The organism is Streptococcus sp. HMSC076C09 (genome assembly GCF_001837905.1).
Lineage (GTDB): Bacteria > Bacillota > Bacilli > Lactobacillales > Streptococcaceae > Streptococcus > Streptococcus parasanguinis_I.
In genome coordinates this window covers 157530-183681 of sequence record NZ_KV834606.1, presented here as the reverse complement: position 1 = coordinate 183681, position 26152 = coordinate 157530, and the positions used below count along the sequence as shown (strand labels likewise).

Here is a 26152-nt window from a genome sequence, read left to right as displayed (position 1 = left end):
GAGTCTCTCATGAATAAAATTGAAAGTCGCCACCGCTTGATCCGCTCGATCATTTCTGAGCGTAGGATTCATACCCAACAAGAACTCCAAGAAGCCTTAGAAGCCAATGGCGTTCTCGTTACCCAGTCCACCCTTTCACGGGATGTCAAATCCTTGAATTTGGTAAAAATTAACGAGGGGGATAGTTCCTACTATGCCATGAACACCATCGCTCCTTCCCGTTGGGAAAAGCGCCTGCGGATGTATATGGAAGATGCCTTAGTCATGTTACGGCCCGTTCAAAACCAGGTCGTTGTAAAAACTCTTCCAGGTCTTGCCCAATCCTTTGGAGCTATCTTAGATGCATTGGAACTCCAAGAAATTGTAGCCACCATCTGTGGAGATGATGTCTGTTTGGTTATCTGCGAAGACAACCAAGGAGCTTTGGATTGCTTTGAAAAATTAAAAGAATTCACCCCACCCTTCTTCTTTAGTAAATAAAAAGTTTGGAAACCAAGTTTCCAAACTTTTTATGTTGTAGCTAAGCGTTGAATGGCTTCTCGATAGATTTCCATCGCAGCATAGAGATCGTCAATTTTTGCTCGTTCATTGGCTTGGTGCTCGGTCTGTTCTGCACCTGGGAAAAGAGCCCCAAAAGCGACACAATTTCCCATTGTCCGCGCAAATGTCGCACCACCAGAAGACATAGCTGGTGTCTTATCACCAGTTTCTTCCTGATAGACGGCCATCAAAGAGCTGACTAAAGGACTATCCAAAGGAACATATAAAGGAGCCAGATAATCAAACTCTTCATATTCCAACTGATAGCTAGCTGCAATTTCTTGCAAACGAGCTACCAAGGCATCCTTATCTGCTAAGACGGGGATCCGGATATCAATCCCGATTTCCGATTGTTCTTGATCGATCACAAGGGTCGCAAGATTAAAGGAAAGATCGCCACTTGGTTCATCTGAAATAGGGCCAAATAGAGCCTCACCAGTTGCATCCTCACCAACTGCATCTGCGATAAAGAGCAAAGCTGGATGGGGTTGGATGAGGGATAAACTTTCCGCTAAACCGACAATAGCATTCACTCCTTCAGCTGCATCTTTAGAGTGCTTAGAAACACCCAAAACCGTTACAGAATCTTCTGTTTGGCTATACTGAACCTCACTTTGATCCAAAACAGGAAGCAACTCTTCCAAACGATGACCAGCATAGGTCGCCTTGTCTGGAACAACATTGAGGGCTTGACCAGCCTGCAAGGGAAGATCCTCCCAACCTGGACCATGCAATTTCACTTGTAATAAGCCTTTTTCAGCATAGGTTAATGGGAAAGAAGAATCCGGTGCAAATCCAAGATCTGCTTGCTCTTCGATTTGGTTGTAGCGGTTCATACAGCGCCACAAGGTTTCTTCATCCGTCCCAAAAATAAAGCGGATTCGTTTGGTAAACTGGATGCCATCATCCAGCAAACTCTTAACTGCATAGAGGGCAGCGAGTGACGGCCCCTTATCATCCTGCACACCACGACCTACTAGATAGTCACCGACAATGGTCGCTTCAAAAGGTGGCGTTTGCCAATCTTTTAGATCACCGGCTGGAACAACATCCAAGTGACAAAGAACGGCCAGGAGTTCTTCCCCCTGACCGATCTCTGCATATCCATAGTATCCTTCAGGATCTATATATGTTTGAAAACCTAATTCTCGAGCAAGCTCTAAGGTTTTTTCTAGGACATCTTGGATAGCTTGTCCAAACGGTGTTCCATTTTCCCCTTCGTTTAATACTGAGGGGTAAGAAATGATGGTTTGAAGCGAGTTTAAATACTGCTCTTTTACATCGTTCTTTATTCTATTTTTCATGAAACACCTACTTTATTCTATTGCAAGAATGGAACCACAGTTCCTAGTAGAAGAAGGGCAATGGTGATCACAACAATCGCTACGACCAATTTACCCATGAATTTCCACCATGCACTCAAGTCAACACGTCCAAGAGCAAGAGCTCCCATTACGATACCTGAAGTTGGTGCGATCAAGTTCAAGACACCAGATGCAGATTGGTAAGCTGTGACAATCAAGCTACCTGGTACATTGACGAATTTACCAAGAGGTGCCATGATACCCATTGTTGCACTGGCAAGACCAGATGATGATGGGATCAAGAATGACATTGGCAAGTAGAAAATGTAAGTCAAGACAATGAACAATTGAGATGAAAGACCTTTCAGTCCTTCTTCACCCCAGTGAAGAATTGTCGCAGTGATCATACCGTCGTTCATGATGACTTGGATACCACGTGCTACTGCTACGATAAGAGCAACACTCAAGAGGTCAGCTGCACCATTCATGAAGGATGAAATGATTTTATCTTCTTTCAAGCCATAAATGATACCAACGAGGATTCCCATGAAGGCAAAGAGCATAGCTGTTTGTGGGAAATACCATGTACCAAGAGCATCTGTGTTACCGATCAATTGACCAAGTACTGGAATTTTATGGAGAGATTCGTTAAAGTTGTTAAAGAATGTAATACCCAAATCTTTGAATGGGATAAATCCAGCAACCATGATAACGAATGTTGAGATGAAGACGACCAAGACACGTTTTTGTTTCTTGTTCATTTGTGAAGGAATTTCTTCGCCACTATCAACATTGAAGTGTTTCAAATCTTCTTCACGAGTTGCATAGGTGAGAGATTTGGTTGGGTCTTTTTGAACCTTATCTGCATAACGGTATACATAGTATGTGCTAAGTCCTGTCAATACGATCCAGAAGATCACACGAAGTAAGAGACCTGAAGCACTTGAGATACCTGCAGTATCAGATGCGATAACTGTCGCAAATGGGTTCAATGTTGACGCCAAACATCCGATTTGGGATCCTAAAAGGATAATGGCTACCCCTGTCAAGCTGTCAAAACCAACGGACATCATAACAGGTACAAGAAGTGGATAGAAGGCCATGGTTTCTTCACCCATACCATAAGTGGTACCACCAAGGGCAAACAATGGCATCAAGATCAAAATCAACATTTTTTCGCGGCCTTTGTATTTACGAACGATAGAAGCAATCCCTACATCAAGGGTACCTGTTTCGTTCACAACTCCAAGGAAACCACCGACCATCAAGATAAAGAAGGCTACGTCAATCGCTGCACTAGTTGGTGCTTTACCAAGCATGGCATTGATTGGGGCCATCAAAACATCCCAAATTCCTTGAGGATGTGCTTTTACAGATTCATAACTACCTGCAATGATAGCACCTGCATCGTCAACCTTGTATTGACCAGCTGGAATAATCCAAGTTAACACTGCCATAATAGCAATGATAATTAACAATACGGAAAAAGATGAAGGCATCTTAAATCCTTTTTTCGTTTTTTCACTCATTTGTCTTCCTCCTAACGCAACAAAGTGTGAGTGATGTTTTACAAGAGCATCTTGTAAAACGCTTACCTATAGATTTATTCTATCACAATAAGCTTTAAAATACTAGTTTTTTCCTAATTTTTCATTAGTCTTTTTGGATGATTGTTCCACTTTCAGACTCAATCAAAGCTCCAAGGTTTTCAAGTGATGTAATAACTGCTTTTCCTTCTGGGCGACCATTTACAAAGGCAATCGCAGCTTCCACTTTAGGAAGCATGCTTCCTGGTGCAAATTGGTCTTGTTTGATATATTCTTCCAATTGAGCCACATTAACATGTTCCAATTTTGCTTGGTCTGGTTTGTTGTAGTTCACAAAGACATAATCGACACCAGTCAAGACGATGAAGAGGTCTGCTTCTACTAATTCAGCCAAACGTTGAGAGGCAAAGTCTTTATCGATAACAGCTTCAACACCAGATAAGCTACCATCTGCTTCTTTCACAACTGGGATACCGCCACCACCAGCAGCTACAACAACTTGACCGTCGTTCAACAAAGTACGAATGGTATTGATTTCTTTGATATCCACTGGTTTTGGTGAAGCCACAACTTTACGCCAGCCACGACCAGCATCTTCTTTGAAAGTTGCTCCTGATTTTTCAGCTTCTGCTTTTGCTTCTTCTTCTGAGTAGAATGGACCGATTGGTTTACTGAGGTTGACAAAAGCTGGGTCATTCTTATCCACAACGACTTGTGTTACAACAGAGGCCACATCTTTTTCAATTCCTTCTTCAAGAAGAGCATTTTGAAGAGCATTTTGAAGCCAGTAACCAATGCTTCCTTCGGTCATAGCAACTAATGAATCAAGTGGGAAAGCAGGGTTCTTTTCAGAGTTTGCTGCCAAGTGTTGGAGCAAAAGGTTCCCTACTTGAGGACCATTACCGTGAGTGATGATCAAGTCATCCCCGTTTTTGATTAATTTGACTAAGTGTTTTGCTGTTTCTACAAGTGCTTCTTGTTGAGCTTGAGCAGAAGGATCAGATGAGAGAATAGCATTTCCTCCCAAAGCAACGACGATTTTTCTTGACATAAGTTTTCCCTTTCTATAAAAAATAGGGGCAGGACTAAAGCTAGCAGTCCAGCCCCTATAGCTGTTGGTATACGGTTATAAAGTCTTAAACTTTTGGAATGTACAAGTTACCAAGAGTCGCTGCCATAACCGCTTTGATTGTGTGCATACGGTTTTCAGCTTGGTCAAAGTGACGAGCATATTTGCTGCGGAACACTTCGTCAGTAACTTCCATTTCTTCTACGCCGAATTTTTCAGCAACATCTTTACCGTAAACAGTATTTGTATCGTGGAAGGCTGGCAAGCAGTGCAAGAAGATCAAGTCTTCGTTATCAGCTTTCTTAATCAAATCCATGTTTACTTGGTAAGGTTTCAAAAGGGCAACACGTTCTGCAAATTTGTCTTCTTCACCCATAGATACCCAAACGTCAGTGTAAAGTACGTCTGCACCTTTCACTGCTTCGTCAGCATCTTCAGTGATCAAGATATGAGCGCCACTTTCTTTTGCGAATCCTTCTGCCAATTCAACAATTTCTTGTTCTGGGAAGAGTTCTTTTGGTGAGAAGATGTGTACGTTCACACCAAGGATAGCACCTGTTACAAGAAGGCTGTTTGCAACGTTGTTACGTCCGTCACCACAGTACACAAGTGTCAAACCTTCAAGGCGTCCAAAGTTTTCTTGAACAGTCAAGTAGTCTGCAAGCATTTGAGTTGGGTGCCATTCGTCAGTCAAACCATTCCATACTGGAACACCTGAGAATTCAGCCAATTCTTCAACCATACGTTGGCTGAAACCACGGAATTCAATACCGTCAAACATACGTCCAAGAACTTTAGCAGTATCTTCTGTAGATTCTTTTTTACCAAGTTGGATGTCGTTTGCACCTAGGTATTCTGGGTGAGCACCAAGGTCGATAGCTGCTGTTGTGAAGGCAGCACGAGTACGAGTTGAAGTTTTTTCAAACAAAAGCGCAATGTTTTTACCAGCAAGATAGTGGTGTTCAATGTTGCGTTTTTTAAGGTCTTTCAAGTGAGCTGAAAGTCCGATAAGGTATTCTAACTCTGCACGTGTAAAGTCTTTTTCTGCCAAGAAGCTACGTCCTTGGAATACTGAATCTGTCATTTCTAATTGTCTCCTATTTTCTTTCTAGTATTGATCAGTCAGAAGAAAGAGCTGATCCCCAAAGACCAGCTCTCAGTCTTCTCTATTAGATTTCTTCACGTTCGAATGGCATTGACATACAACGAGGTCCACCACGACCGCGAACTAATTCACTTCCGCGGATCTTAATCAAACGAAGTCCGTATTCTTCTAATTTCTTGTTGGTAACAGTGTTACGGTCGTATACTACTACCACACCTGGTGCGATTGTAAGAGTATTTGATCCGTCGTTCCATTGTTCACGTGCAGCAGCAACGACGTTGCCACCTCCACATGGAATCAATGTAACTTTTTCAACACCAAGGTTTTCAGCAAGCAATTCAGCCAAATCACCTTTTTCTTCAACGATCTTCAATTGTTCGTTTTCATAAGTTACAGAGAAGACGCGAAGGTTACCTTGGATTTCTGGGTGGATGGTAAATTTATCGTAGTCCACCATTGTGAATACTGTATCCAAATGCATGAATTTACGGCTGTTCGCAAATTCGAAGGCCAATACCTTCTTGAAGCCAACGTTCTTCTTGAAGATGTTTACCAACAATTTTTCGATTGATGCAGCATCTGTACGTTGTGAGATACCAACTGCCAAGACATCTTTAGAAAGGACCAATTCGTCCCCACCTTCGATACGAGTATCTTCTTCACGGTTGTAGACAAGTTCAACTTTTCCACCGTAAACTGGATGGTATTTGAAGATGTATTTACCATACAAAGTTTCACGGTTACGTGTATCTGCGTACATGTGGTTCAATGATACTGCATTACCAATTGTAGCAAATGGGTCACGTGTGAAGTACAAGTTTGGCATTGGATCAATCGCAAATGGATAGTCAGATTCAACAAGGTCTGTCAAGCCTTTGTCAGCTTCAGGAATTTCTGGAAGTTCAGCTTTTTGTACCCCTGCCATTGTTTTTTCAACCAATTCTTGGTTGTCTTCAATGCTGTGAAGCAATTCACGGATCGCAACTTTTGTTTGGCGTCCACGAATGTTCGCTTCTTCAAGGTATTCTTCGATGAATTGATCGCGAATTTCTGGTGAAGTCAATGACTCAGCAGCCAACTGTTCAAGATAAAGTACTTCGATACCTTCGTTACGAAGCGCTTGAGCGAAATTGTCGTGTTCTTTTTGTGCATCTTCCAAAAATGGAATATCATCAAAAAGAAGACGTTCAAGATAGTCCGGCATCAAGTTTTCCAACTCTTTACCTGGACGATGCAACATTACTTTTTTCAGTTTTCCAATTTCTGAGAAAACATGAATTGGGTGTGTAGACATCTATAGTCCTCCTTTTTTTCTTTGAGCTTGTTCACAAGCTTATTACAATTGTTATTATATTCTTTATTAGTACCGCTTTCACAAAGGATTCTACTTTTTGAATGCAAAGAATTTGGCGTTTTTTTGAATCCTTCCTATTTTTTAGTTAATATGAAGCGTTTTCTTTGCATATTTTGCCTTTTATATTATTTTTATGAATATATATTTTTTTGTAAAAAATAAAAAAAGATCAACGAATTAGTTGATCTCTTCAAAACTTTTTAAAAAGTAGGCTGTATCTAGAAAAGTTAGTTGTTTTCTCTCATACTGGATCTTATGAGAATCAATGAGTTTCTTTAAAACTTGATTGACAGTTTCTCGGGTTGTGGCTGCTAATTTGGCCATTTCCTTCATACTAATTGGAAATGGAAGCTGATTTCCTAGACCTTCATAGTCCTTGCACAGAATGGCTAAGGATTGAATCACGCGCTCACTGGCACTAGCTGTCACGACATTGCGCAAGCGCAACTCTTGAAATTCTAGGATGGAGGAGAGCTTTCTCATAATAAAGAGCAACTGCTCCTTACTCTCTTGGGCATATAATTCATAGAGGTTGACGGGAATCACGAAACAACGCAAATCCGTCACCGCACTAGCTGTATAGTGGTAACGCTCATCCTGGAACATCCCACCATAAGGGAACAGAGCCCCCTTCTTAATATAATCCATATAGGAGAATTGGTCAGACGAATCAAATTGCTCAATACGAGCAAAGCCTTTTGTCAGAAGAAAAATGCGCTCCCGCCTATCTCCTGCATAAAATAAAATTTGTCCTTTAGGGATATCCCTGGCATGAATTTCAACAGCTAATTTATCAAATAGCTCCACTGGTAGCGCAGAAAAGGCTGGATGCGAGCGGAGCAACTGGTAATCTTCCTTTGTAATCATGTCTATACTTCCTCTTATTACTATTAGTAGTATAACATACTTTTTATAGAAAAGGGAAAGAAGTCTCTTTAGAACAGAAAAGTAATTAGAAACACCAAGTGAATTTCATCCTACTTTGATAGAATAAAAGGTCTGAGCAAAACTCAGACCTTTTGTCGATTATTCATTCATATTGACACGATGCCATTCATTGATAACATAAGCCAATTGTCCCAATTGATAAAGACCAACGCCACTGATTTCAGAACTTTCTGGAGTCGTCCCTCCAAGTCCTGCAGTGTAGATAGCAACCAAATAAGGAGTCGATTCATGGACAATCGCATCCACATTAAGTGCTTCAGCAACATACCCTGGTTTTTGTTGAATCACCAAATCTGGCAAGAATTTTTTATAGTACTCACCTGGGAAAGACTCCCCGATCAGTTCTAGTAAATCTGCATATTTTTCTTGATGATTCCAAAGATATTCCAAGACATGGATGTAATAATCCGTTGTCGTTTTATTATCTTCGCTAAAGGTTTTAACCTCTGGTGAACGAGATTGACCATAGCGACTGAACAACTTACGCGCTTGCTCCATGCCTCCTAAACGATCTGCCAAAGCATAGGCTGGGGTATTTTCAGAGTAAACCAATGAATAGCGCTGCATATCAGGGATAGACATAGCTCCATCAAAGGCAGCAACGTAATTGTCATGCTCCCCTACATATTCATAGTAGGTATTGGTAATGTCAAATCGGTCTGTTAAATTCAGTTTGCCCTTTGCAACTTCATCCACCACCAACATGTTCAAGGGTAGCTTATAGGTACTACCTGCCGTCATTGGTTGAAGATCATTCATGGCAAATTGCTCTCCAGTAATGGCATTGCGATACGTGAAGGCAACTTGTGACGGATCAATCCCACTTTCCGCTAGGAAATCCTGAACAACCTCTACCAAACCCTTATTAGCATAATCATAGACAAGGCCATAAGCACTCATCGTTTCCATGTCTGCATCTACTACTGCTTGCTTAGCTTCAGGAGATTTGACACGTGGTTTTTTCGTCTCAGGGGTAGACTTTTCGATATCTTGTTCTTTTGCTTCTTTTGTTTTCTTTGCTTTTTTTTCAATTGCTGATGCTGTTGGTTGCGTAACATGCAAGTAGCCCAGTGCGCTTGTTCCCACTAAGCACAATAAAATACTGACCGCAATCATGATCGAGCGTAGATTAAAATATTTTTTCATACGAGATTAATTATAAAAGATTCTACTGAAAATAACAAGAATTATCAGAAAGAGAAAACGGTTTCTTTTTAAAAAGTTTTTTTCTTTTCATAAAAGGGTTATTTCCGTTTAAAGGAGCCCATAATTAGCTTAGCGATCTCACGCGCAATCGTCCGGAATAAGGAACTCAAGAAGGAATCCTTGGCTTTTTCAAGACTGGATTTTCTTGGACGACCTGGACTACGTTTTTGAGCCGCCTTATCTGCTGCAGCTCGTTCTTTTTCTGCTTCTTTTTGCTCTTCTTCTTGTGCTTCCTTGCTTGCTTTAGCTGCTAATTTTTCATAGGCAGATTCTCGATCAATCGTCGTCGCATACTTTTGATGGAAAGGCGATGTCGTGATCAAGGCCAATTGTTCACTCTCATTTAAGAGGTCAAAACTCGATTGAGGAGAGAGAATGTAAGCACGCTCAACCACACTAGGTTGCCCCTTTTCATTGAGGAAAGAAACCAAGGCTTCCCCTGTCCCTAATTCTGTGATCACTGTTTCTGTATCAAAGTCTGGATTCGGACGAAAACTTTGGGCAGCAACCTTAATCGCCTTCATTTCTTTGGGTGTATAAGCCCGAAGAGCATGCTGAACACGATTTCCAAGCTGTGCCAAAACAGATTCTGGAAGGTCTTGAGGATTTTGGGTAATAAAATAAATCCCTACACCCTTCGAACGAATCAGGCGTACCACTTGCTCGACCTTCTCAAGAAAGAGCTTGCTTGCATCCTTGAAGAGAATATGCGCTTCATCAAAGAAAAAGACCAATTTTGGCTTTTCAGGATCCCCAACCTCTGGAAGTGTTTCAAAGAGACGAGACAGCATCCAAATCAAAAAGGTTGAGTACAATTTTGGTGAATGAAAGAGCTTTGTAGCCGAAAGAATATTGATATACCCACGACCAGATGCATCGAGTTGCATAAAGTCATTTAAATCAAGTGCGGGCTCTCCGAAAAATTGGTCTGCTCCTTCTTCTTCAAGAACCAAGAGACTTCTTTGGATCGCTCCGACAGATTGTTTGGTGATATTGCCATATTGGGCCGAATAGTCTGAGCTGTGTTCATAGACTTCCTTTAAAAGGCTTTGCAGGTCCTTCAAATCAATCAATGGCCAATCTTTCTCTTGGGCCACTTTAAAGACAATTGCGAGAATTCCTGATTGGGTTTCATTCAAATCAAGTAGACGAGAAAGAAGCAATGACCCCATCCCTTCGACAGTCGCACGAACAGGATGACCAGCTTGGCCAAAGACGTCCCACAATCGAACAGGGAAAGCTTGTGGCTCAAACGGATCTGTGATCCCAAGAAGCTTGTAGCGTTCTTCCAGTTTTGGCGTCCATTGCCCGGCTTTGGCTAAGCCAGATAAATCTCCCTTGATATCGGCTAGAAAGACCGGAATGCCTTCTTTGCTTAATTTTTCTGTTAGAACCTTGAGCGTAACCGTTTTTCCTGTTCCAGTTGCACCTGCAATCAAGCCATGACGATTCAACATCCGCAAATAGATAGGCGTCTCAACGGCTCCTTTAGTAATGGTAATACTAGTCATTTCATTTCTCCCTGAATGTTTCAGTTTTCATTTTAAGGTTTATCTTTTCCTTGCCTAGGCCCTTCAAACCAGGCTTCAGACAAGTAAGACACACTCCTACTAGTGTATCATTTTCCTGACCAAACGCAAGAAATTATACTCCGATTTTCCGGATGCACATAAAAAAATCTATAAGAGCCAATACTAGCTCCTATAGATTTCTTCATTTTATTATTTTGCTGCTGCAAACAATTCATTAACTTTATTCCAGTTGATCACTGAGAAGAAAGCTTTGATGTAGTCAGGGCGTACGTTACGGTATTTCACGTAGTAGGCATGTTCCCAAACATCCAAACCAAGGATTGGTGTTTTACCTTCAGAGATTGGTGTATCTTGGTTTGCTGTTGAAGTCACTTCGAGTTTGCCTTCTTTGTTAACAACCAACCATGCCCAGCCAGAACCAAAACGTGTCGTTGCTGCTGCTGTGAAGGCTGCTTTGAAGTCTTCAAATGAACCAAATGTAGCATCAATCGCTGCAGCAAGTTCTGCTGAAGGAGCTGTTTGTTCTGGAGTCATCAATTCCCAGAAAAGAGCGTGGTTCAAATGACCACCACCATTGTTGATCACAGCTTGGCGAATGTCAGCTGGAATGGATTCAACATCAGCTAACAAGCTTTCAAGGTCTTCTCCAATTTCAGGATGTTTTTCAAGAGCTGCATTCACATTGTTTACATATGTTTGATGGTGTTTATCATGGTGCAAATGCATGGTTTCTTCATCGATATAAGGTTCCAATGCATCATAAGCATATGGTAATTCTGGTAAAATGATAGCCATTTTATGGTCCTCTTTTCTTTATTACTGACTTGATGATAACGCAAACAGCTAAATTATTCAACTAATCTGCTTGCGATTTCATTCATCGTTAGACGCTATTCGCTACTTTCAACAGGGCCAAATCAAATAAGTAGTCTTTTTCATATGTTCCACTTTTAATCGCATAATCCGTCTCGATGAAGGTCATCATAGCTTGCTTCAAAAAGGACAGGGAAAGCCTGCGGCTATCCCGTAGGGCGAACTTCACCTGGTAAGGATTGACCTTGCGTCCTGACAAGTCCGACAAGTTCGCTACAATTTGGCTTTCAGTTTGGCCTTCTTCTGAGAAAATTTTAACTTGAGAAAACATTCGGAATTGACCCAACAAAATAGCGATCAATTTTATTTCATCTTCTCCTTGTAAGCGGAGATCCTTAACCAAATTCCGGGCTTGATCGATTTGGCGTTTGAGAATCATTTGTGTCAGATCAAAAATATTATCTTGCAAGGACTTTGGAACAACCTCCTCGATATCTTGGAGGGTAATCTGACCATCTTCTTTATAAGCCTGCAAAAGAGCAAGATTCTTCTGTGATTCTCCAAAATCATAGCCAGATTTTAAAAGTAGCTGGTCCAAGGAATCGCCCACAAAGTGTAAACCCAATTCTTGGGCCTGACTTGCAAAATAACGCTTTAAATCTTGCTCTTTAGGAGTAGTCGCTTCAATGATTTGGGCATCCCGTTTTAGGAGTTTGACCAAGCGGCGCTTACTATCTAATTTTCCTTCTGCAAATATCACCAAACGGGTCGATTCAGAAGGATTTTCCAGATAATTTTCAAATTGCTTCAGATCTTCATCGGTTAAATTGCGCTTTTTGGCAGTGGTTAGATCCAATAAGTGATCTAAAATCACGATTTTTTCATCTGCAAAAAAGGGAAGACTGACCAAATCCAGCTCGACCTCAGCATAGGAGGCTTCCTTCATATCAAAATAAGAATAATTCAAATCTGAAGGATCATAGCCTATTTTTTTTAAAATGTCTTTTTTTAACCATTCAAATTGACCTACATCCTCACCCGTCAAGACAAGAATAGGAGGCAGAGTTTGAACCGTCAGATGTTTAGTGTCGGTAATTGCTTGCATGAAACTCTCTTATTTCTATCAGTCTAGTGTATTTCGTGTTCAGCAGCTATTTTTTGTTCCAATGGTGGTTTTTCATCAGACAAATCAGGTGCTGCTACAAAATTAGGGATTTGCTCAAAGGAGTTGCCTCCAAAGCTCCCCCCTGTCGCTGTGACCTGTGGTTCAGAAGCCACTCCCATAGGAGTTTCTACTGGTTGTGGGAAGGTGTTTTTCCCTGGAAGCATCATGAGAATCAAGAGGGAAATAACTGTAATTACCCAGAGAAATAGGAAAATATCTAGACCCGTCAACAAATAGAGCAGAACCGGACCAAGGTTCAAAAAAATCCAAGACCAATGAATCCCAGCATCCCGCAAGCGACGCACACAAATGGCTTGACTGGGTACCAAAATGAGGAAGTAAAAGAACGCTAAGAAAGCGAGCGCCCATAAACCTGTCTTAGAATGAACAGTTGAAAAATTGAGCGTTTCTTGAGCATTTTGATGGGATAAAGAGGTCACGATGTAAAAAACCCAAAGAGGCAACGAAATCAGGGAATTCCAGAAAAAAGCTAGCCAAAAATGGGCCCGACTGGTCTTACTTGAAAAATCTGCATACTGTATCCAAAATTGCTTAAATGCGTTCATACGATTCTACCTTTACATTGATTTCACTTTCTATAATAGCAATTTTCAGCATAGAAAGCAAACCTCTCCTCGTCTCTAGCGGACCGTTTCTACCCTCCAATGGTCCCACCCAATCAAGCGAATTGATCCCCTTTCATCGGTACGAAGATAAGAAATAGAGCGTTCCTCTAGACGATCGAGCAATTCTTTATGGGGATGTTGGTAGCGATTTTTCTTTCCAACAGAGATCAAGGCCAACTGAGGATGTAACTGATCTAAAAACATATCACTAGAGGAACCTTTAGAACCGTGGTGGCCTACTTTCAAGACATCTACTTGTAATTGTGGATCGTTTTTCAATAGTTTTTTCTCTCCAGCTTCTTCCAAATCACCCGTGAACAAAAATCGTTTCTGAAAGAACTGCCCATAGAGGACAATCGAATCATCATTTTTACCATCCCCCACTTCATCAGGGGATAAGACTTCTAGATGATGATCAAAAATAGGTAGTTGATCTCCTCTCTGGACTACTTTAATCGGACTATGAAGCTGTTTCAATTTCTCTCGAAATTGAGAATTAGTTAGACTACCTGGACTGACATACACTTTTTTAACTGGGATTTGTTTGGCAACCTCCACCATATCGCCCATATGGTCCTGGTCTGTATGAGTCAAGACCAAAGCATCGAGTTTTCCAACACCTCGACTCTTGAGATAGGGAATCAAGGTTTGATCCGCATTGGCAGATTGACTGCGTTCTTGCCACTTTTCTCCACTTTTAAAAGTGACACGTCCTCCGACATCAATCAATATGGTTCTTCCTTTCCAATCGCGTAAAAAGATACTATCTCCTTGACCGATATCCACCATGGTGATCTCATTTTCTAAAGGATGCTTGGTCCAACAAAAGATGAGTAGAATCATGCCTATTAACAGGAAACGACGTTTTTTTTGCTTTCGAAGATCATACAAGATCCCTAAGAGAAGGAAGAGAGCGATCAGAGCTGGTCCCGTCGGCTGACCAAATACCAAAGGTAGCGACGTGAGCTTTGAAATCCAACGAATACACTCCTCTATGAGAAGAAAGAAACTGTTAAAAATTGTAAGGGGCTTTAGAATCGATAAGATAAATAGCACCGTTAAACCTGGAAGAAGGACAAGGTCAAATAAGAAAGAAAAGAGGAAGGTTAAAGGGAGTGACCAGGGTTGAAAGACGCTAAAGTAATAGGTCAAAAGGGGCAAAATCCCCAGGCTAATCCAAAAACTTTCCACTAGTATCTTTTTAAGTCCTGAATAAGAACTGGTATCTACCAAGGTCAAAATAAAGGCATAGGCACAACTCAAGACCCCTCCAGCTGTCAGGAGAAAATTGGGCATGAGCAACATTAAGATCATCAAGGTCATCGCCATATTCTCCATCCCTCGGACCCCCTTTTGAGAGAGGATCTTCTGCAAGAGGCTGCGAACCACTGAAACAGAAAAACCTGTCAAGCCAGCATAGACCAAAGAGATTGGAACCATCAAAACATCAACTGTCTCTTGCAAGATTCCTAGACGTAAGAGACCTTTTCGGATCCCATTGATGAAAAAGCCGACCTGCATACCAGATAAGGCGAATAAATGGATGATTCCTAAACTCGTGTAAAGCTGGTCCATCTCTTCAAAATCCGTATCTAAATAGCCAAAAAGAAGGCCGGTCATATACTGGTTCATCGGTTGCGGAAAGTTCTCCTTGCTCCAAACAATGGCTTGGCGCCTCCATTGAGATAGCCAGTCAAAAACATTCCAAGTTTGGATGGGAAGCGCGGATTGGATCGCTTCAATTTTTATTTGATAGTGAATCCCCTGTGTTTGCAAATAAGACCTGTAGTCGAATCCTCTAAAATTTCGCTGCCCTTCTGGTTCTTCTATAACACCTTTATATGTCAACTCCAGCAAGTGGGTTTGACTTTGCCACTGCTGTTTTTCTTTTTCTGATTTTAAAGTGTAGAAGACTTGATAGGTTCTTCCCTGATTTTTAGCACGAAAAGACAGGGCGTCCCCATTGATCTTGATGGTATCTGGAATCAGGCGTAAGTGGGATGGGGGCTGACTTTCTGCTTGTACTGGATGATCCTGTAGTCGCTGAAAGACAAAGAAGGCCGCAAAACAAAGGGTTGCTAAAGCAAGCCCTAGCAAACTTGAGCGCTCCCCTTTATAGTGATGAACCGCTAAAACTCCCACTACTACTAGACCGCTGATCGAAAGCCAAGATGGTTGATAGATACTAAAATACAGCCATAGGAGCACAAAGGCGAGATGGACAAGCGAAAAAGGGAGGTCTTTAATCCACCGTGAAAGCATCTCTTAGTTTCTCCAGTGTTTTCTCTCCGATTCCTGAAACATTCTTCAGATCATCCACTGATCGAAAAGGACCATTTGCCTCGCGATAGGCGATAATGTCCTGGGCACGTTTCTGTCCAATGCCTGATACTGTCTGGAGCTCTGATTCGGTCGCTCGATTTAAATGGACCTTGCCTGTTTTTTCTGCTGGTGCTGACGAAGTTGCAGGACTTTCTGAACTCCCAAGTGCTGGAACATCCTCCCCTTCTTTAGCAACATAGATCACTGCTTCATCGGTGAGTTTTTGCGCCAAGTTGACCGATTGGCTATTGGCATCTGCTGTCATCCCGCCTGCCTTATAAATAGCATCGTGGACTCTGCTATTGGAGCGCAACTCATAGACACCTGGTTGTTTGACGGCTCCTTTGACATCGACCGTAATGATCTCGGGTGCATCAGACACAGAAGTCGTCGTCTTTTCTTCTTTGGAACTAGTGGTCTGCACCTTTTCTTTGCTCGAAGTTGAACTCGAAGCCTGATAAAGATCCGGTATGGTGGATGCACTTGACTGAGGTCGATGAAAAAGAAAATACCCTCCAAGTAAGAGTCCGATAGCTGTAAGAGCCAAAAAGAGCTTATATTCTTTGATTTTTTCGATGATATCCTCCATAAGAAACCTCCTCTCACTTTTATTATTCGTAAAAATAAAAAAAACTGAGAAAGACTCTCAGTTTTTTTACTTGTTTTTCCGATGTTTGTCTGGATCCCATACAAAGCTTGCCAGGTAACTAAAGAGCAAGGTCAAGATGCCCACTACTAAGACAAGAGGAATCAAAAGGATTTTTAACAAACGAATCAAGATAAAAGGTTTTGTTGGGGTGTTGATCGCTTGTGCTTCCGCATCCAAGCGATCAAATTCCTCCTGGATACGGCGGGCAACTTCTGCCACTCCTTCGTCATTCATCTTTTTAATATCCGAAATATCAATGGGATGTCCAAAGTTCATATCAATGCGTTCACCCGATGACAACCCTTTCAAGTCTCTTGGACCAGTATAAGTCACTGGCATGATACGGACCTTCGCCATTTTGGCAATGATGGCAACACCGCCTTTGACGTCTTGAGAATGACGGCTTCCACTTGGGAACATAATCAAAGAACGGTTGCTCTTTTTCAGCATATTGACAGGATACTTAATGGCTTCTGCTCCCGGATTTTCACGGTCGATCGGAAATGCCCCACACATGCGAATCCACCAGCCAAAAATACGATTGGTAAAGAGCTCTTTTTTTGCCATAAAGATAAACTGCTTTGGCTTGGTTGCAAAGGCCATATAGACCGGATCCCACCAAGTCCGGTGAGGGGATACCAAGATGTAGTTCTCTTCCCGATCTGGAATATTGTCCTTATGATGGTAATGGGCATTCCCATTTAAAACCCACAGAATAAAGGCAACAAGGCCACGTAAATAGGTATAAAACATAGTTGTTCCTCAAATCCATTTCATTCGTCTCTCTACAAGATATTCCATCCTGTAAAAGGTTCTTTCTTATTATACCGTATCCTGATTTTGACCGCAAACCTTTTTTAGATAAAAATTGTCTCAGCGGACCGATTCTAGATAGTCTTTTTCTCAAAAAAATGATATCATATTGTCTATGGAAACTATTGATTTAAAGGGCTTGTCCCTCAGTGAAGTCCGTAAGAAAATGGATCGCGGACAAACCAATGATTTTACAACGAATACAAGTACCAGTACCTGGCAAATTATCAAGCGCAACGTCTTCACCTTGTTTAATACCTTAAACTTTGTGATTGCTGTGGCCTTAGCTGCTGTACAGGCCTGGAGCAATATGATCTTTTTCGCAGTCATTTGCTTCAATGCCATCACAGGGATCATGACCGAGATGCGCGCCAAGCGGATGATTGATAAACTTAATCTCATGAGTCGTGAGCTAGTGACTGTCATTCGTGACGGGGAAAAAGATGCGATTCCACCAGAAAAGCTTGTTCTAGGTGATTTAATGCTCTTGTCTTCGGGTGAGCAGATCCCTAGTGATGCCGAAGTCATGTCTGGTATCGCTGAAGCCAATGAGGCTATGCTGACTGGTGAGAGTGATCTGGTCTTAAAAGAAGTTGGTGATGAACTGCTTTCTGGTAGTTATATTGCCAGTGGTCAAGTCTATGCCCGTGTCAAGCGAGTTGGAGCAAACAACTATGCCAACAAACTGATGATGGAAGCCAAGACCTTGAAACCTATCAATTCGCGTATTCTTTATAACTTAGCGAAAATTTCAAGCTTCACTGGTAAAATTATCATTCCATTTGGCCTTGCCCTCTTCTTTGAAGCATTGTTGATCAAGATGCTGCCAATCAAGGATTCTGTCGTGAATTCTTCCACAGCTCTCTTGGGAATGTTGCCAAAAGGAATTGCCCTACTGACGGTTACGTCTCTTTTGACGGCAGTTATTAAGCTCGGTATGCGCAAGGTTCTTGTCCAAGAAATGTACTCAGTAGAAACCCTGGCGCGTGTGGATACCTTGTGTCTTGATAAGACCGGTACCATCACCCAAGGGAAGATGACAGTCGAAGCTCTCCATAGTTTATCTGATCATTTTTCTGAACAAACGATCCAGGTCATCCTCTCTGCTTACATGCAATATAGCGAGGACACCAATCCTACTGCTCAAGCTATTCGCAAGGCTTATGGGGAGTTGGAGCATGCTTATACTGCGGAAAACATTATTCCTTTCTCAAGTGATCGGAAATGGGGAGCCATGCACCTATCCAACCTTGGAACCGTCTTTCTCGGTGCTCCTGAAATGCTCCTTAAAGAAAATCCAGCTCCTGTCGTCGAAGCACAAGCTCGTGGATCGCGCGTGCTCGTCTTGGCTCACAGTTCAGAACTGATCAGCATGCAGGAATTGAAACTGCCTAAAAATCTTGAAGGGATTGCGGTTATTGAGATTACAGACCCCATTCGTGAAGGGGCTTCAGATACTCTTGAGTATTTGCGCTCACAAGGAGTGGATCTCAAAATCATCTCTGGTGACAACCCTGTGACGGTCTCTTATATCGCTCAACAAGCTGGCTTCAAAAATTATGAGAACTACATCGATTGTTCAAAAATTTCTGATGATCAATTAGTGGATCACGCAGAAGAAACAGCTATCTTTGGGCGCGTGTCCCCTCACCAGAAAAAACTGCTTATCCAAACCCTGAAAGCAGCTGGTCGGACGACTGCTATGACAGGAGATGGGATCAATGATATCCTTGCTCTTCGCGAAGCAGACTGCTCCATCGTGATGGCTGAGGGAGATCCAGCAACCCGTCAGATTGCCAATATTGTTCTTTTGAACTCTGACTTTAATGACGTTCCAGAAATTCTTTTTGAAGGCCGTCGTGTGGTGAACAACATTGGACGAATCGCTCCAATCTTCTTTATCAAAACGATCTATTCCTTCCTCTTGGCTATCATCTGTATTGCCAGTGCTCTCTTCTTTAACGTCAACTATTTGCTGATTTTCCCTTTCATTCCTATTCAAATCACCCTGATCGACCAATTCGTCGAAGGATTCCCACCATTTGTGTTGACCTTTGAACGCAATATCAAACCGGTTGAAAAACACTTCTTGAGACGTTCCCTTCTGTTAGCCTTACCAAGCGCCTTGATGGTCATCTTTAGTGTCTTGTTTATTCGCCTTTGGGGAGCAAGCCATGGTTGGTCTGCAGCCGATATGTCTACTGTATCCTACTACTTACTTGGATCCATCGGTTTCCTATCCGTTATCCGTGCTTGCCTGCCACTAAATATCTGGCGGGCCCTCCTCATCATCTTCTCTGTAGTAGGATTCTACGCATCTGCGGTCGTGCTGAAAAACTTAATCGAGATTTCCCTCCTTACAGCCACTACTTTCCCAGTTTATCTGGCATTGATGGCTATCTTTACAGGAATCTTTATCCTCACTACGATTCTCCAAAAATATGAATTTGATTAAAAAAAGTTGAGAGTAAAAACTCTCAACTTTTTTTTACGGTGCATCAAAAGCAACAATCGCAGGTTTTTCATTAAATGCAGCAAATGGTTTTATTTCAAGTTCTAATTTGCCATTCCCTTTTACACCAAAATGTTGTACAGCACCTTCCATTGATCGACCCGGTGAAATTGACCCCATTGTATTTGTATTAGGATAAGTCTCCATTTTATTTCCACCAACAAATAGATCAATGTCAACCCCAACTGCTAGATCGCTATCTGATAGATTTTTCACATTATAGGTTACTTTTAATACTTTATCGGGATTTGTTTCATCAAAATCATTCCGTTCATCAGTCCATTCAACATTTGTAATAGTATACTCAGCTTGTTTATCAAAAACAATCTTATCACCAATAGCATAGGTTGATTTCTTTTCACTACTCTTTTCAGTAGATGCCTTTTTCTCTGTTTTAGCTTCTTTTGAAGTATCATCAGACTTACTACTAGAATTTCCACAGGCTACTAGTATACTTGCTGAAAGCAATGTTACCCCCAAGCCAAACCATTTTTTCGTTTTGTTCATTTACAAAACCTCCCATTTTTTTAATATATAGTAACATATTTAAACAAGAAAAGAAAGCGTTTTTATAAAAATATATCATTTTAATATATTGAAAATTATCATCTTTTCCCAAGCCTCTTTTCATGCTATAATAGAGCCATGACAGATATCGAATTAAAAGACGGCGAGCGCGTCAATCAACTCTTTTCAAGTGATGTGAAAATTATACAAAATCGGGAAGTCTTTAGTTATTCCGTGGATAGCGTCCTGCTCTCGCGCTTTCCAAAATTGCCCAAGCGGGGCTTGATCGTAGATCTCTGCGCTGGAAATGGGGCCGTGGGACTTTTTGCGAGTACTCGTACAGAGGCCCAGATCATTGGTGTCGAAATACAGGAACGTCTAGCGGATATGGCAACCCGCTCCATTGCTCTCAATGGCTTGAACCAGCAAATGTCCATGATCACAGATGACCTCAAGCATTTACCCCAACATATCAAGGGCAGTAAGGTGGATATCATCCTCTGCAATCCTCCTTATTTCAAGGTGGATGAGCATTCCAATCTCAATGAGAGTGAACACTACCTCTTAGCTCGGCATGAAATTACCACCAATTTAGATGAGATTTGCCATGTGGCTCAGCGGGTTCTCAAATCAAATGGTCGCTTAGCGATGGTCCATCGTCCAGATCGCTTTTTAGATATCATCGAAACTATGAAACGATACAATCTTGCACCTAAACGGATCCAGTTTGTCTATCCAAAAGTGACCAAAGAGGCGAATATGTTGTTGATTGAGGCGATCAAGGATGGCTCACTAGATGGTTTAACAATTCTGCCTCCTCTCTTTATTCACAATGAAGACGGCAGCTATACAGACGAGATTCATGAGATCTACTATGGAAACTAAGGCTTACATGTATGTCCTAGAGTGTGCGGATGGCTCCCTCTACACTGGCTACACCACAGATGTCGAAAAACGCCTAAAGACTCACAATGCTGGAAAAGGCGCCAAATACACACGGGCTCGCCTCCCCGTTAAACTTCTTTACCAAGAATCCTATCCAGATAAACCCTCTGCTATGTCTGCCGAGTCTCTCTTTAAAAAGAAATCGCGCCAAGCAAAGCTAAACTATATCAAAAAGAACCGTCGGACTCCATAGTCCAACGGTTTTTCATTTACAAAATGGTGATACGGTACTGGTGACTCCGTGTTTCTTGAGGAGCCAACTGGATCACACCTTTTTTATCTTCGAAGAAATCGCCCTCTTCTGCAGATGTGGAAATACCCGTCCAAGGCTCCAAGGCAATGAAAGGCCCCTTGTTATTGGTAGACCAAAGGACGAGATTCTCAAAATCTGCAAAGGCAAATTCCAAACCTTTACCAGATTTTTTAGAGAGGAGCTGCACAGATTTAGAGGCTAACTGATCTAAAATAATGGCGTCTTTTTCAAACAGTTCATGGCGCAAAGGTAAGCTACGACTATGGTCTAAAAATGGCGTCCGCTGCAGGCGATCAACCAAACCGGTTTCTGTGAACAAGAGAGGAACGCTACAGCTTTCTTCTTTTTCAAAAATCAACTCGTAGTCTTCATAGTCTTCATCTGCTAAAAGGGGACAACGAAAGGCTGGATGCCCTCCAATGAAATAAGGCATGACTTGATCTGACTCTAGATTTTGCACGCGATAGGTGATGGTAATTTCTTTCCCTTTCAATTCATATGCGATTTCCACTCGAAAATGGTAGGGATAATTTTGTAAGCTCTCGTCGTTAGAGGTGATTTCAAAGACAAGACGATGGTCTGTTTGTTCTTTGAGTTCAAACTCTCTCTTGCGAATAAGACCGTGTCTTGGAAGCTGGCCTGTCTTCACTCCATCTTTTAGATGATACTGCACTTGGCCATTACGAACGCTCCCGCAAATCGGAAACAGTACGGGCGCTTGTCCTGACCAATACTCTGGATCCCCTTGCCAGAGATATTCTATGCCTTCTTTACTTCGAATGGAGCTCAATTCCCCTCCAAATGTCTTACATTGTACTTCTAGATCATCATTTTTTAATGAAATCACCATAGGCGACACCTCTTTGTAATTAGTATAGTTATTATATTCATTATAAACTTTTAGAAGAGATTGTCAATTTTTATTTTTCTAGTCAAAAATTTTAAAAAAATAAGAAAAAATTCTTGACAAGGCTTAGAAATAATTGTAGACTTAATATGTTAACAGAAATATTCCATTTTAGGAATTCATTCTTTCTGTTGTCTGACTTTTTTGGATGCTCCTTATCATGATACATTTTTCTAAAAGAGTCAGTTATCATTTAGGTCTCCTTATAAATATACAAGGGTTAACAGCTGGTTAACCCTTGTATTTTTGATTTTCATATAAAAAACGGCCTATTGCTAGACCGTCCTTAGGGCTTATTTATCCCCTTTGTTGCGGATGACAAAGCCATTTTTCTTTTCATTGGAAGTACGATGAGGACGTTTGTTGCCTTTGCCTTCAAAGTCTCGGCTATTTTTATTGGACTTGCGTTTGAAATCACGGCGTCCACCTTCACGGTCATCTCTGCGATTGCGGTCACGACGTTGGTCTCCACGACGGCCATTTCCACGGCCCCCTTTGCCTTTTCCACCGAAGCCACCACCGGATGGTTTAAATGGCAATGGTTTTTCACGCGCAATTTCAACTTCTGGAAGGCTGTCTGGATCTTGAACGGTCAAGCTCAAAATATACATAGCCAATTCTTCAGGAGTAAATTCTGCAGCCAATTTGCGAGCATCCTTGCCAAACTTCTCAAAGTTGGTCCGGATTTTTTCATCTTCAAAGTCTCGCTCAATTTTCTTCAGTGCTACTTGTTTTTTCGCTTGGAAGGCTTCTTCTGCTGTTGCAGGTTTCATTCCCTTCATCCGCTTTTTGGTCAAGTTCTCAATGATTTGCAAATAGCCCATTTCATTTGGCGATACAAAGGTAATGGATTGACCTGTTTTCCCAGCACGACCTGTCCGTCCGATCCGGTGAACATAGCTTTCTGGATCTTGTGGAATATCGTAGTTGTAGACATGGGTCACACCTGAAATATCCAAGCCACGTGCCGCAACGTCTGTTGCTACCAAGACGTCCAAGTTCCCATTTTTAAAATCACGGAGGACACGAAGACGTTTGTTTTGATCCAAATCACCGTGAATCCCTTCTGCTCGGAAACCACGAATCTTCAGGCCACGAGTCAATTCATCAACCCGGCGTTTGGTCCGACCAAAGACGATGGCAAGTTCTGGTTGCTCCACGTCCATGAGACGAGTCATGGTATCAAATTTTTCGCCCTCTTTGACACGAATATAATATTGATCGACCAAATCGGTTGTCAATTCTTTGGCCGCAATCTTAACGTGTTCTGGCTCTTTCATAAACTGAACACCGATGCGTTTGATAGCTTCTGGCATCGTTGCTGAAAAGAGCAAGGTTTGGCGTGTTTCTGGAACACGGCTAATGATGGCTTCGATATCTTCCAAAAAGCCCATGTTGAGCATTTCATCTGCTTCATCCAGGATCAAGGTTTCAATATGATCGAGTTTCAAGGCCTTGCGCTTGATCAAATCTAGCAAGCGTCCAGGGGTTCCCACAACGATATGAGCACCTGACTTCAAGGCTTTGATTTGCTTTTCAATGCTTGATCCACCATAGACAGAGCGGACTTTGACACCCTTACTGCGTCCAAAGCGGAAGAGTTCTTCCTGACTTTGAACCGCCAATTCACGAGTTGGGGCAATGACAAGTGCTTGAATCACTGTGTTATCGACATCGATCTTCTCCAACGTTGGAAGACCGAAAGCGGCTGTTTTACCAGTCCCTGTTTGCGCTTGACCGATGACATCTTTTCCTTCAAGAGCCAACGGAATGGTTTGTTCCTGGATGGGGCTCGCTTCTACAAAGCCAGCTTTTTCAATTTCTGCTAATAATTCAGCAGATAAGTTAAATTCATTGAATTTCAATTCTTTCTTCTTTCTAAAAAGTGGTGCGAAGCCACTTTATCACACTTCTTTTCAATGCGAAAACGCACTGATTGCATAGGAAGTCTCCTTCCCGGTTACCTGTCGCAAGACTCATCTAAAGGAAAACCCAATCGTTTTTTTATGGAATTCCCTTCTGCGAAAAATGTTTTCGCACTAGCGGATTTGGTTGATTAAAGTCGTTTTCCAAACGAAAAGACACCAAGATCCTCCTTGTGGGAGATTGACCAACATTCCTTTTCTAATTGTTCCATCTCACCAGCATTTCTCTCATACAAGTTTGCAACTTATCTAGTATAACACAATGGACGACCAAATGATAGTCAAAGGAGAATAATTTTATTTTTTAGGAAAAATTTTTAAAAACTTGAAAATAGTCAAGAGGGCAGTTTCCCCTAGATTTAGCTGACTTTCTTCTGACACCGTTCAAGAATCCCTTTAAATAGGAGTATAAAAACTTCGGAAAAACTTTTTTTGGTAGTTCTTGCGTTTTTACAAATAAATATGTATAATACAGTTAGTATCTAAAATATTTCTGTATAAAGAAATAGGATCATTTTATCTGATTCAACGATTTATTCTAAGTTCTGATTTATTTAGAACCACTCAGTACTATTAAATCTACTCCTACTATTTCCAAGAAGATTTTGTACAGTCAATGAACTATTCACACTGCCCCTTCTTTGGAGAGGAGGGCAGGTGTCTAGATGGTTCCTATTTCTCAGATTATTCTAGATACGAAGAGGCTCGGATTTCTCCAAGCCTCTTTTTTATCTTTGTTTCACAATCCACCGCATAACCTTTCCCAAAATGAGCCATAATATAAAGCTACATACGGATACATAAATCCAAGCATTGGGATCCTTTGTCATCGGAAGAGGGATATTCATTCCAAAGAAACCGGTGATAACGGCTAAAACCGCCAACAAGGCTTCAAAGATGGTTAGGGTTGTCAAATTGTCATTCAAGTTGTTGTTTAGGATATTGTTGTAAGATCCTGACAACTGTTGCAAGACATTGGAAATCAACTCAGTCATCGAAGCCAACTGACGCGCTTCGATCATGGCATCATCAAACTGCTCTTTTTCAACATCATTCATCCTGCGATAAATGGCATGCGCTTTAATATGTTCTAGCAACATCCGATTTTGCTTGGCTGCTGCGACCAGATACACCATACCGGTCTCAAGGTCAGACAGGGCATAAAGATTCTTGGTCGTCGTTGTCTTTCGAAGCAAACGATTGAGTTCATCCTTGTGCTTATCTAAGCGATCAATAATCGGATAATAAGCATTACTGATCATTTCAAGACCTGCAAAAAGCAACTTATAGATCGACAACTCCCCATGGCTTTCCAAATAGCGAACCATTTGTTCAATGATATAGGCATTGTCCTGGTTACTGATGGTCACGAGTCGCGTATCTTGAACGATAAAGGTCATAGGGATGGTTTCGTAGTATTCCTTGTCCTTTTCTAAATCCAATACATTGTAGATAAATGTGATCGTACCGTTTTCTCGATTATAATCCATATGGGCACGTTCGTTCTTATCCATCGCGTACTCAATGGTTTCTTTGTCAATCTCGTATTTTTTATAAAGATATGAGTTTTCAGCAATCATATCCGAGTCGATATTGATCCATTTCCGATCTTGACCCAATTGTTTTTCGATAAACATTCCGTCTCCTTTCTCAACTGTTCTCTATCAAAATGATATTTTTATTTAAAAACTGCACTGGCTAATGCTTGCTGGATTTCAATGACGCTGCTGTCACTCTTGAATTGTAAAACTTCTGAAGGCTCGACTGCAGAAGAGACCCAGATTTTTAATTCGGCATCCAAATCAAAATGACCGGAAGTTTCGACTGAAAATCGAGAGATCGAGCGATAAGGAAGGGATTTGTAGGACGTTTTCTTTCCTGTTACTCCTTGCTTATCCACCAAGATCAAACGAAACTCTGTAAAGACGATTAAATCACGAATCAAGCTAAAAGCAAGTGTGACTTGCTCTCCCGGCACCAAGATATCTTCCAGATCTCTTTCTACTTTATCAACATTCTTTTGAGAGGCATTGCCCATCAAACCACTTAATAATCCCATCATTTCTCCTTTATAAGCGAAAACGGATAGATTTTCGTTTTCTTATTCTAT

The 26152-nt window shown here is 41.5% G+C and carries 23 protein-coding genes; 4 read left to right on the top strand and 19 right to left on the bottom strand.

Annotated elements, in window-relative coordinates; all coding sequences use genetic code 11:
• Positions 1-9 precede the first annotated feature (9 nt).
• A complete protein-coding gene (locus tag HMPREF2704_RS00905; RefSeq protein ID WP_003006364.1) occupies positions 10-480 on the top strand; it encodes an arginine repressor in 471 nt (156 codons plus the stop codon).
• A gap of 29 nt (positions 481-509) precedes the next feature.
• Here the strand turns inward: HMPREF2704_RS00905 and HMPREF2704_RS00900 are convergent, their stop codons facing one another.
• The 14 genes from HMPREF2704_RS00900 to HMPREF2704_RS00835 all read right to left on the bottom strand — a co-directional run bounded on the left by HMPREF2704_RS00900 (position 510) and on the right by HMPREF2704_RS00835 (position 16933).
• Positions 510-1844, bottom strand: coding sequence for a dipeptidase (locus tag HMPREF2704_RS00900; RefSeq protein WP_070845425.1), 1335 nt, complete (start codon positions 1842-1844; stop codon positions 510-512).
• Positions 1845-1861: 17 nt separating this feature from the next.
• The gene (locus HMPREF2704_RS00895) at positions 1862-3373 is read right to left on the bottom strand and encodes a YfcC family protein (protein WP_049486413.1); all 1512 of its coding nucleotides are present in this window, start codon (positions 3371-3373) and stop codon (positions 1862-1864) included.
• Positions 3374-3497: 124 nt separating this feature from the next.
• Complete coding sequence (gene arcC, locus HMPREF2704_RS00890; protein ID WP_003011576.1) at positions 3498-4442, bottom strand: carbamate kinase; 945 nt, start codon at positions 4440-4442, stop codon at positions 3498-3500.
• A gap of 85 nt (positions 4443-4527) precedes the next feature.
• On the bottom strand, positions 4528-5544 hold the full coding sequence (argF, locus tag HMPREF2704_RS00885; protein ID WP_070845423.1) for an ornithine carbamoyltransferase: 1017 nt from the start codon (positions 5542-5544) through the stop codon (positions 4528-4530).
• Positions 5545-5629: 85 nt separating this feature from the next.
• Positions 5630-6859, bottom strand: coding sequence for an arginine deiminase (arcA, locus tag HMPREF2704_RS00880; RefSeq protein ID WP_070845421.1), 1230 nt, complete (start codon positions 6857-6859; stop codon positions 5630-5632).
• 237 nt (positions 6860-7096) lie between these two features.
• Positions 7097-7786 carry a Crp/Fnr family transcriptional regulator gene (locus HMPREF2704_RS00875; RefSeq protein ID WP_024056304.1) on the bottom strand — a complete coding sequence of 230 codons (690 nt, stop codon included), beginning with the start codon at positions 7784-7786 and terminating at the stop codon, positions 7097-7099.
• Between the two features lie 159 nt (positions 7787-7945).
• Entirely contained in the window at positions 7946-9013 is a 1068-nt protein-coding gene (locus HMPREF2704_RS00870) for a serine hydrolase (protein WP_042760211.1), read from the bottom strand.
• Between the two features lie 98 nt (positions 9014-9111).
• Entirely contained in the window at positions 9112-10584 is a 1473-nt protein-coding gene (locus HMPREF2704_RS00865) for a helicase HerA-like domain-containing protein (protein WP_070845419.1), read from the bottom strand.
• Between the two features lie 210 nt (positions 10585-10794).
• On the bottom strand, positions 10795-11400 hold the full coding sequence (gene sodA, locus HMPREF2704_RS00860; RefSeq protein ID WP_003006336.1) for a superoxide dismutase SodA: 606 nt from the start codon (positions 11398-11400) through the stop codon (positions 10795-10797).
• 88 nt (positions 11401-11488) lie between these two features.
• Positions 11489-12523 (bottom strand): DNA polymerase III subunit delta, encoded by a 1035-nt coding sequence (gene holA / locus HMPREF2704_RS00855; protein WP_070845417.1) that lies wholly within the window; start codon positions 12521-12523, stop codon positions 11489-11491.
• A 23-nt stretch (positions 12524-12546) separates the two neighbouring features.
• The gene (locus tag HMPREF2704_RS00850; protein WP_070845415.1) at positions 12547-13149 is read right to left on the bottom strand and encodes a DUF805 domain-containing protein; all 603 of its coding nucleotides are present in this window, start codon (positions 13147-13149) and stop codon (positions 12547-12549) included.
• Positions 13150-13224: 75 nt separating this feature from the next.
• A complete protein-coding gene (locus HMPREF2704_RS00845) occupies positions 13225-15471 on the bottom strand; it encodes a DNA internalization-related competence protein ComEC/Rec2 (RefSeq protein WP_070845413.1) in 2247 nt (748 codons plus the stop codon).
• On the bottom strand, positions 15452-16120 hold the full coding sequence (locus HMPREF2704_RS00840) for a helix-hairpin-helix domain-containing protein (protein WP_070505808.1): 669 nt from the start codon (positions 16118-16120) through the stop codon (positions 15452-15454). The genes HMPREF2704_RS00845 and HMPREF2704_RS00840 overlap by 20 nt, the downstream gene beginning before the upstream one ends.
• A gap of 66 nt (positions 16121-16186) precedes the next feature.
• On the bottom strand, positions 16187-16933 hold the full coding sequence (locus tag HMPREF2704_RS00835; protein ID WP_070845411.1) for a lysophospholipid acyltransferase family protein: 747 nt from the start codon (positions 16931-16933) through the stop codon (positions 16187-16189).
• A gap of 175 nt (positions 16934-17108) precedes the next feature.
• Between HMPREF2704_RS00835 and HMPREF2704_RS00830 the strand changes: the two genes are divergently transcribed.
• Complete coding sequence (locus tag HMPREF2704_RS00830; RefSeq protein ID WP_070845409.1) at positions 17109-19448, top strand: cation-translocating P-type ATPase; 2340 nt, start codon at positions 17109-17111, stop codon at positions 19446-19448.
• Between the two features lie 33 nt (positions 19449-19481).
• Here the strand turns inward: HMPREF2704_RS00830 and HMPREF2704_RS00825 are convergent, their stop codons facing one another.
• A complete protein-coding gene (locus tag HMPREF2704_RS00825; protein ID WP_049486404.1) occupies positions 19482-20012 on the bottom strand; it encodes a DUF4352 domain-containing protein in 531 nt (176 codons plus the stop codon).
• Between the two features lie 138 nt (positions 20013-20150).
• On the opposite strand from HMPREF2704_RS00825, the gene HMPREF2704_RS00820 reads away from it, so the two are divergent.
• Positions 20151-20897, top strand: coding sequence for a tRNA1(Val) (adenine(37)-N6)-methyltransferase (locus HMPREF2704_RS00820; protein WP_049483665.1), 747 nt, complete (start codon positions 20151-20153; stop codon positions 20895-20897).
• On the top strand, positions 20887-21150 hold the full coding sequence (locus tag HMPREF2704_RS00815; RefSeq protein WP_045759230.1) for a GIY-YIG nuclease family protein: 264 nt from the start codon (positions 20887-20889) through the stop codon (positions 21148-21150). The genes HMPREF2704_RS00820 and HMPREF2704_RS00815 overlap by 11 nt, the downstream gene beginning before the upstream one ends.
• A 16-nt stretch (positions 21151-21166) precedes the next feature.
• Here HMPREF2704_RS00815 and HMPREF2704_RS00810 read toward each other — a convergent pair whose 3' ends face one another.
• The 4 genes from HMPREF2704_RS00810 to HMPREF2704_RS00795 form a co-directional block, all read right to left on the bottom strand.
• Positions 21167-22060: an aldose 1-epimerase family protein gene (locus tag HMPREF2704_RS00810; protein WP_031577127.1), complete on the bottom strand. Its 894-nt coding sequence runs from the start codon at positions 22058-22060 to the stop codon at positions 21167-21169.
• A gap of 350 nt (positions 22061-22410) precedes the next feature.
• Positions 22411-23982: a degradosome RNA helicase CshA gene (locus tag HMPREF2704_RS00805; protein WP_049486402.1), complete on the bottom strand. Its 1572-nt coding sequence runs from the start codon at positions 23980-23982 to the stop codon at positions 22411-22413.
• A 788-nt stretch (positions 23983-24770) separates the two neighbouring features.
• Positions 24771-25679 (bottom strand): magnesium transporter CorA family protein, encoded by a 909-nt coding sequence (locus HMPREF2704_RS00800; protein ID WP_003006305.1) that lies wholly within the window; start codon positions 25677-25679, stop codon positions 24771-24773.
• Positions 25680-25720: 41 nt separating this feature from the next.
• Complete coding sequence (locus tag HMPREF2704_RS00795; RefSeq protein WP_004219989.1) at positions 25721-26101, bottom strand: PH domain-containing protein; 381 nt, start codon at positions 26099-26101, stop codon at positions 25721-25723.
• Positions 26102-26152: the final 51 nt, after the last annotated feature.

What these genes read in the sequence shown, in the direction of transcription:
- HMPREF2704_RS00905 (WP_003006364.1), top strand. Translation starts at nt 10, where the DNA reads ATGAATAAAATTGAAAGTCGCCACCGCTTGATCCGCTCGATCATTTCT.
- HMPREF2704_RS00900 (WP_070845425.1), bottom strand. Translation starts at nt 1,844, where the DNA reads ATGAAAAATAGAATAAAGAACGATGTAAAAGAGCAGTATTTAAACTCG.
- HMPREF2704_RS00895 (WP_049486413.1), bottom strand. Translation starts at nt 3,373, where the DNA reads ATGAGTGAAAAAACGAAAAAAGGATTTAAGATGCCTTCATCTTTTTCC.
- arcC (WP_003011576.1), bottom strand. Translation starts at nt 4,442, where the DNA reads ATGTCAAGAAAAATCGTCGTTGCTTTGGGAGGAAATGCTATTCTCTCA.
- argF (WP_070845423.1), bottom strand. Translation starts at nt 5,544, where the DNA reads ATGACAGATTCAGTATTCCAAGGACGTAGCTTCTTGGCAGAAAAAGAC.
- arcA (WP_070845421.1), bottom strand. Translation starts at nt 6,859, where the DNA reads ATGTCTACACACCCAATTCATGTTTTCTCAGAAATTGGAAAACTGAAA.
- HMPREF2704_RS00875 (WP_024056304.1), bottom strand. Translation starts at nt 7,786, where the DNA reads ATGATTACAAAGGAAGATTACCAGTTGCTCCGCTCGCATCCAGCCTTT.
- HMPREF2704_RS00870 (WP_042760211.1), bottom strand. Translation starts at nt 9,013, where the DNA reads ATGAAAAAATATTTTAATCTACGCTCGATCATGATTGCGGTCAGTATT.
- HMPREF2704_RS00865 (WP_070845419.1), bottom strand. Translation starts at nt 10,584, where the DNA reads ATGACTAGTATTACCATTACTAAAGGAGCCGTTGAGACGCCTATCTAT.
- sodA (WP_003006336.1), bottom strand. Translation starts at nt 11,400, where the DNA reads ATGGCTATCATTTTACCAGAATTACCATATGCTTATGATGCATTGGAA.
- holA (WP_070845417.1), bottom strand. Translation starts at nt 12,523, where the DNA reads ATGCAAGCAATTACCGACACTAAACATCTGACGGTTCAAACTCTGCCT.
- HMPREF2704_RS00850 (WP_070845415.1), bottom strand. Translation starts at nt 13,149, where the DNA reads ATGAACGCATTTAAGCAATTTTGGATACAGTATGCAGATTTTTCAAGT.
- HMPREF2704_RS00845 (WP_070845413.1), bottom strand. Translation starts at nt 15,471, where the DNA reads ATGCTTTCACGGTGGATTAAAGACCTCCCTTTTTCGCTTGTCCATCTC.
- HMPREF2704_RS00840 (WP_070505808.1), bottom strand. Translation starts at nt 16,120, where the DNA reads ATGGAGGATATCATCGAAAAAATCAAAGAATATAAGCTCTTTTTGGCT.
- HMPREF2704_RS00835 (WP_070845411.1), bottom strand. Translation starts at nt 16,933, where the DNA reads ATGTTTTATACCTATTTACGTGGCCTTGTTGCCTTTATTCTGTGGGTT.
- HMPREF2704_RS00830 (WP_070845409.1), top strand. Translation starts at nt 17,109, where the DNA reads ATGGAAACTATTGATTTAAAGGGCTTGTCCCTCAGTGAAGTCCGTAAG.
- HMPREF2704_RS00825 (WP_049486404.1), bottom strand. Translation starts at nt 20,012, where the DNA reads ATGAACAAAACGAAAAAATGGTTTGGCTTGGGGGTAACATTGCTTTCA.
- HMPREF2704_RS00820 (WP_049483665.1), top strand. Translation starts at nt 20,151, where the DNA reads ATGACAGATATCGAATTAAAAGACGGCGAGCGCGTCAATCAACTCTTT.
- HMPREF2704_RS00815 (WP_045759230.1), top strand. Translation starts at nt 20,887, where the DNA reads ATGGAAACTAAGGCTTACATGTATGTCCTAGAGTGTGCGGATGGCTCC.
- HMPREF2704_RS00810 (WP_031577127.1), bottom strand. Translation starts at nt 22,060, where the DNA reads ATGGTGATTTCATTAAAAAATGATGATCTAGAAGTACAATGTAAGACA.
- HMPREF2704_RS00800 (WP_003006305.1), bottom strand. Translation starts at nt 25,679, where the DNA reads ATGTTTATCGAAAAACAATTGGGTCAAGATCGGAAATGGATCAATATC.
- HMPREF2704_RS00795 (WP_004219989.1), bottom strand. Translation starts at nt 26,101, where the DNA reads ATGGGATTATTAAGTGGTTTGATGGGCAATGCCTCTCAAAAGAATGTT.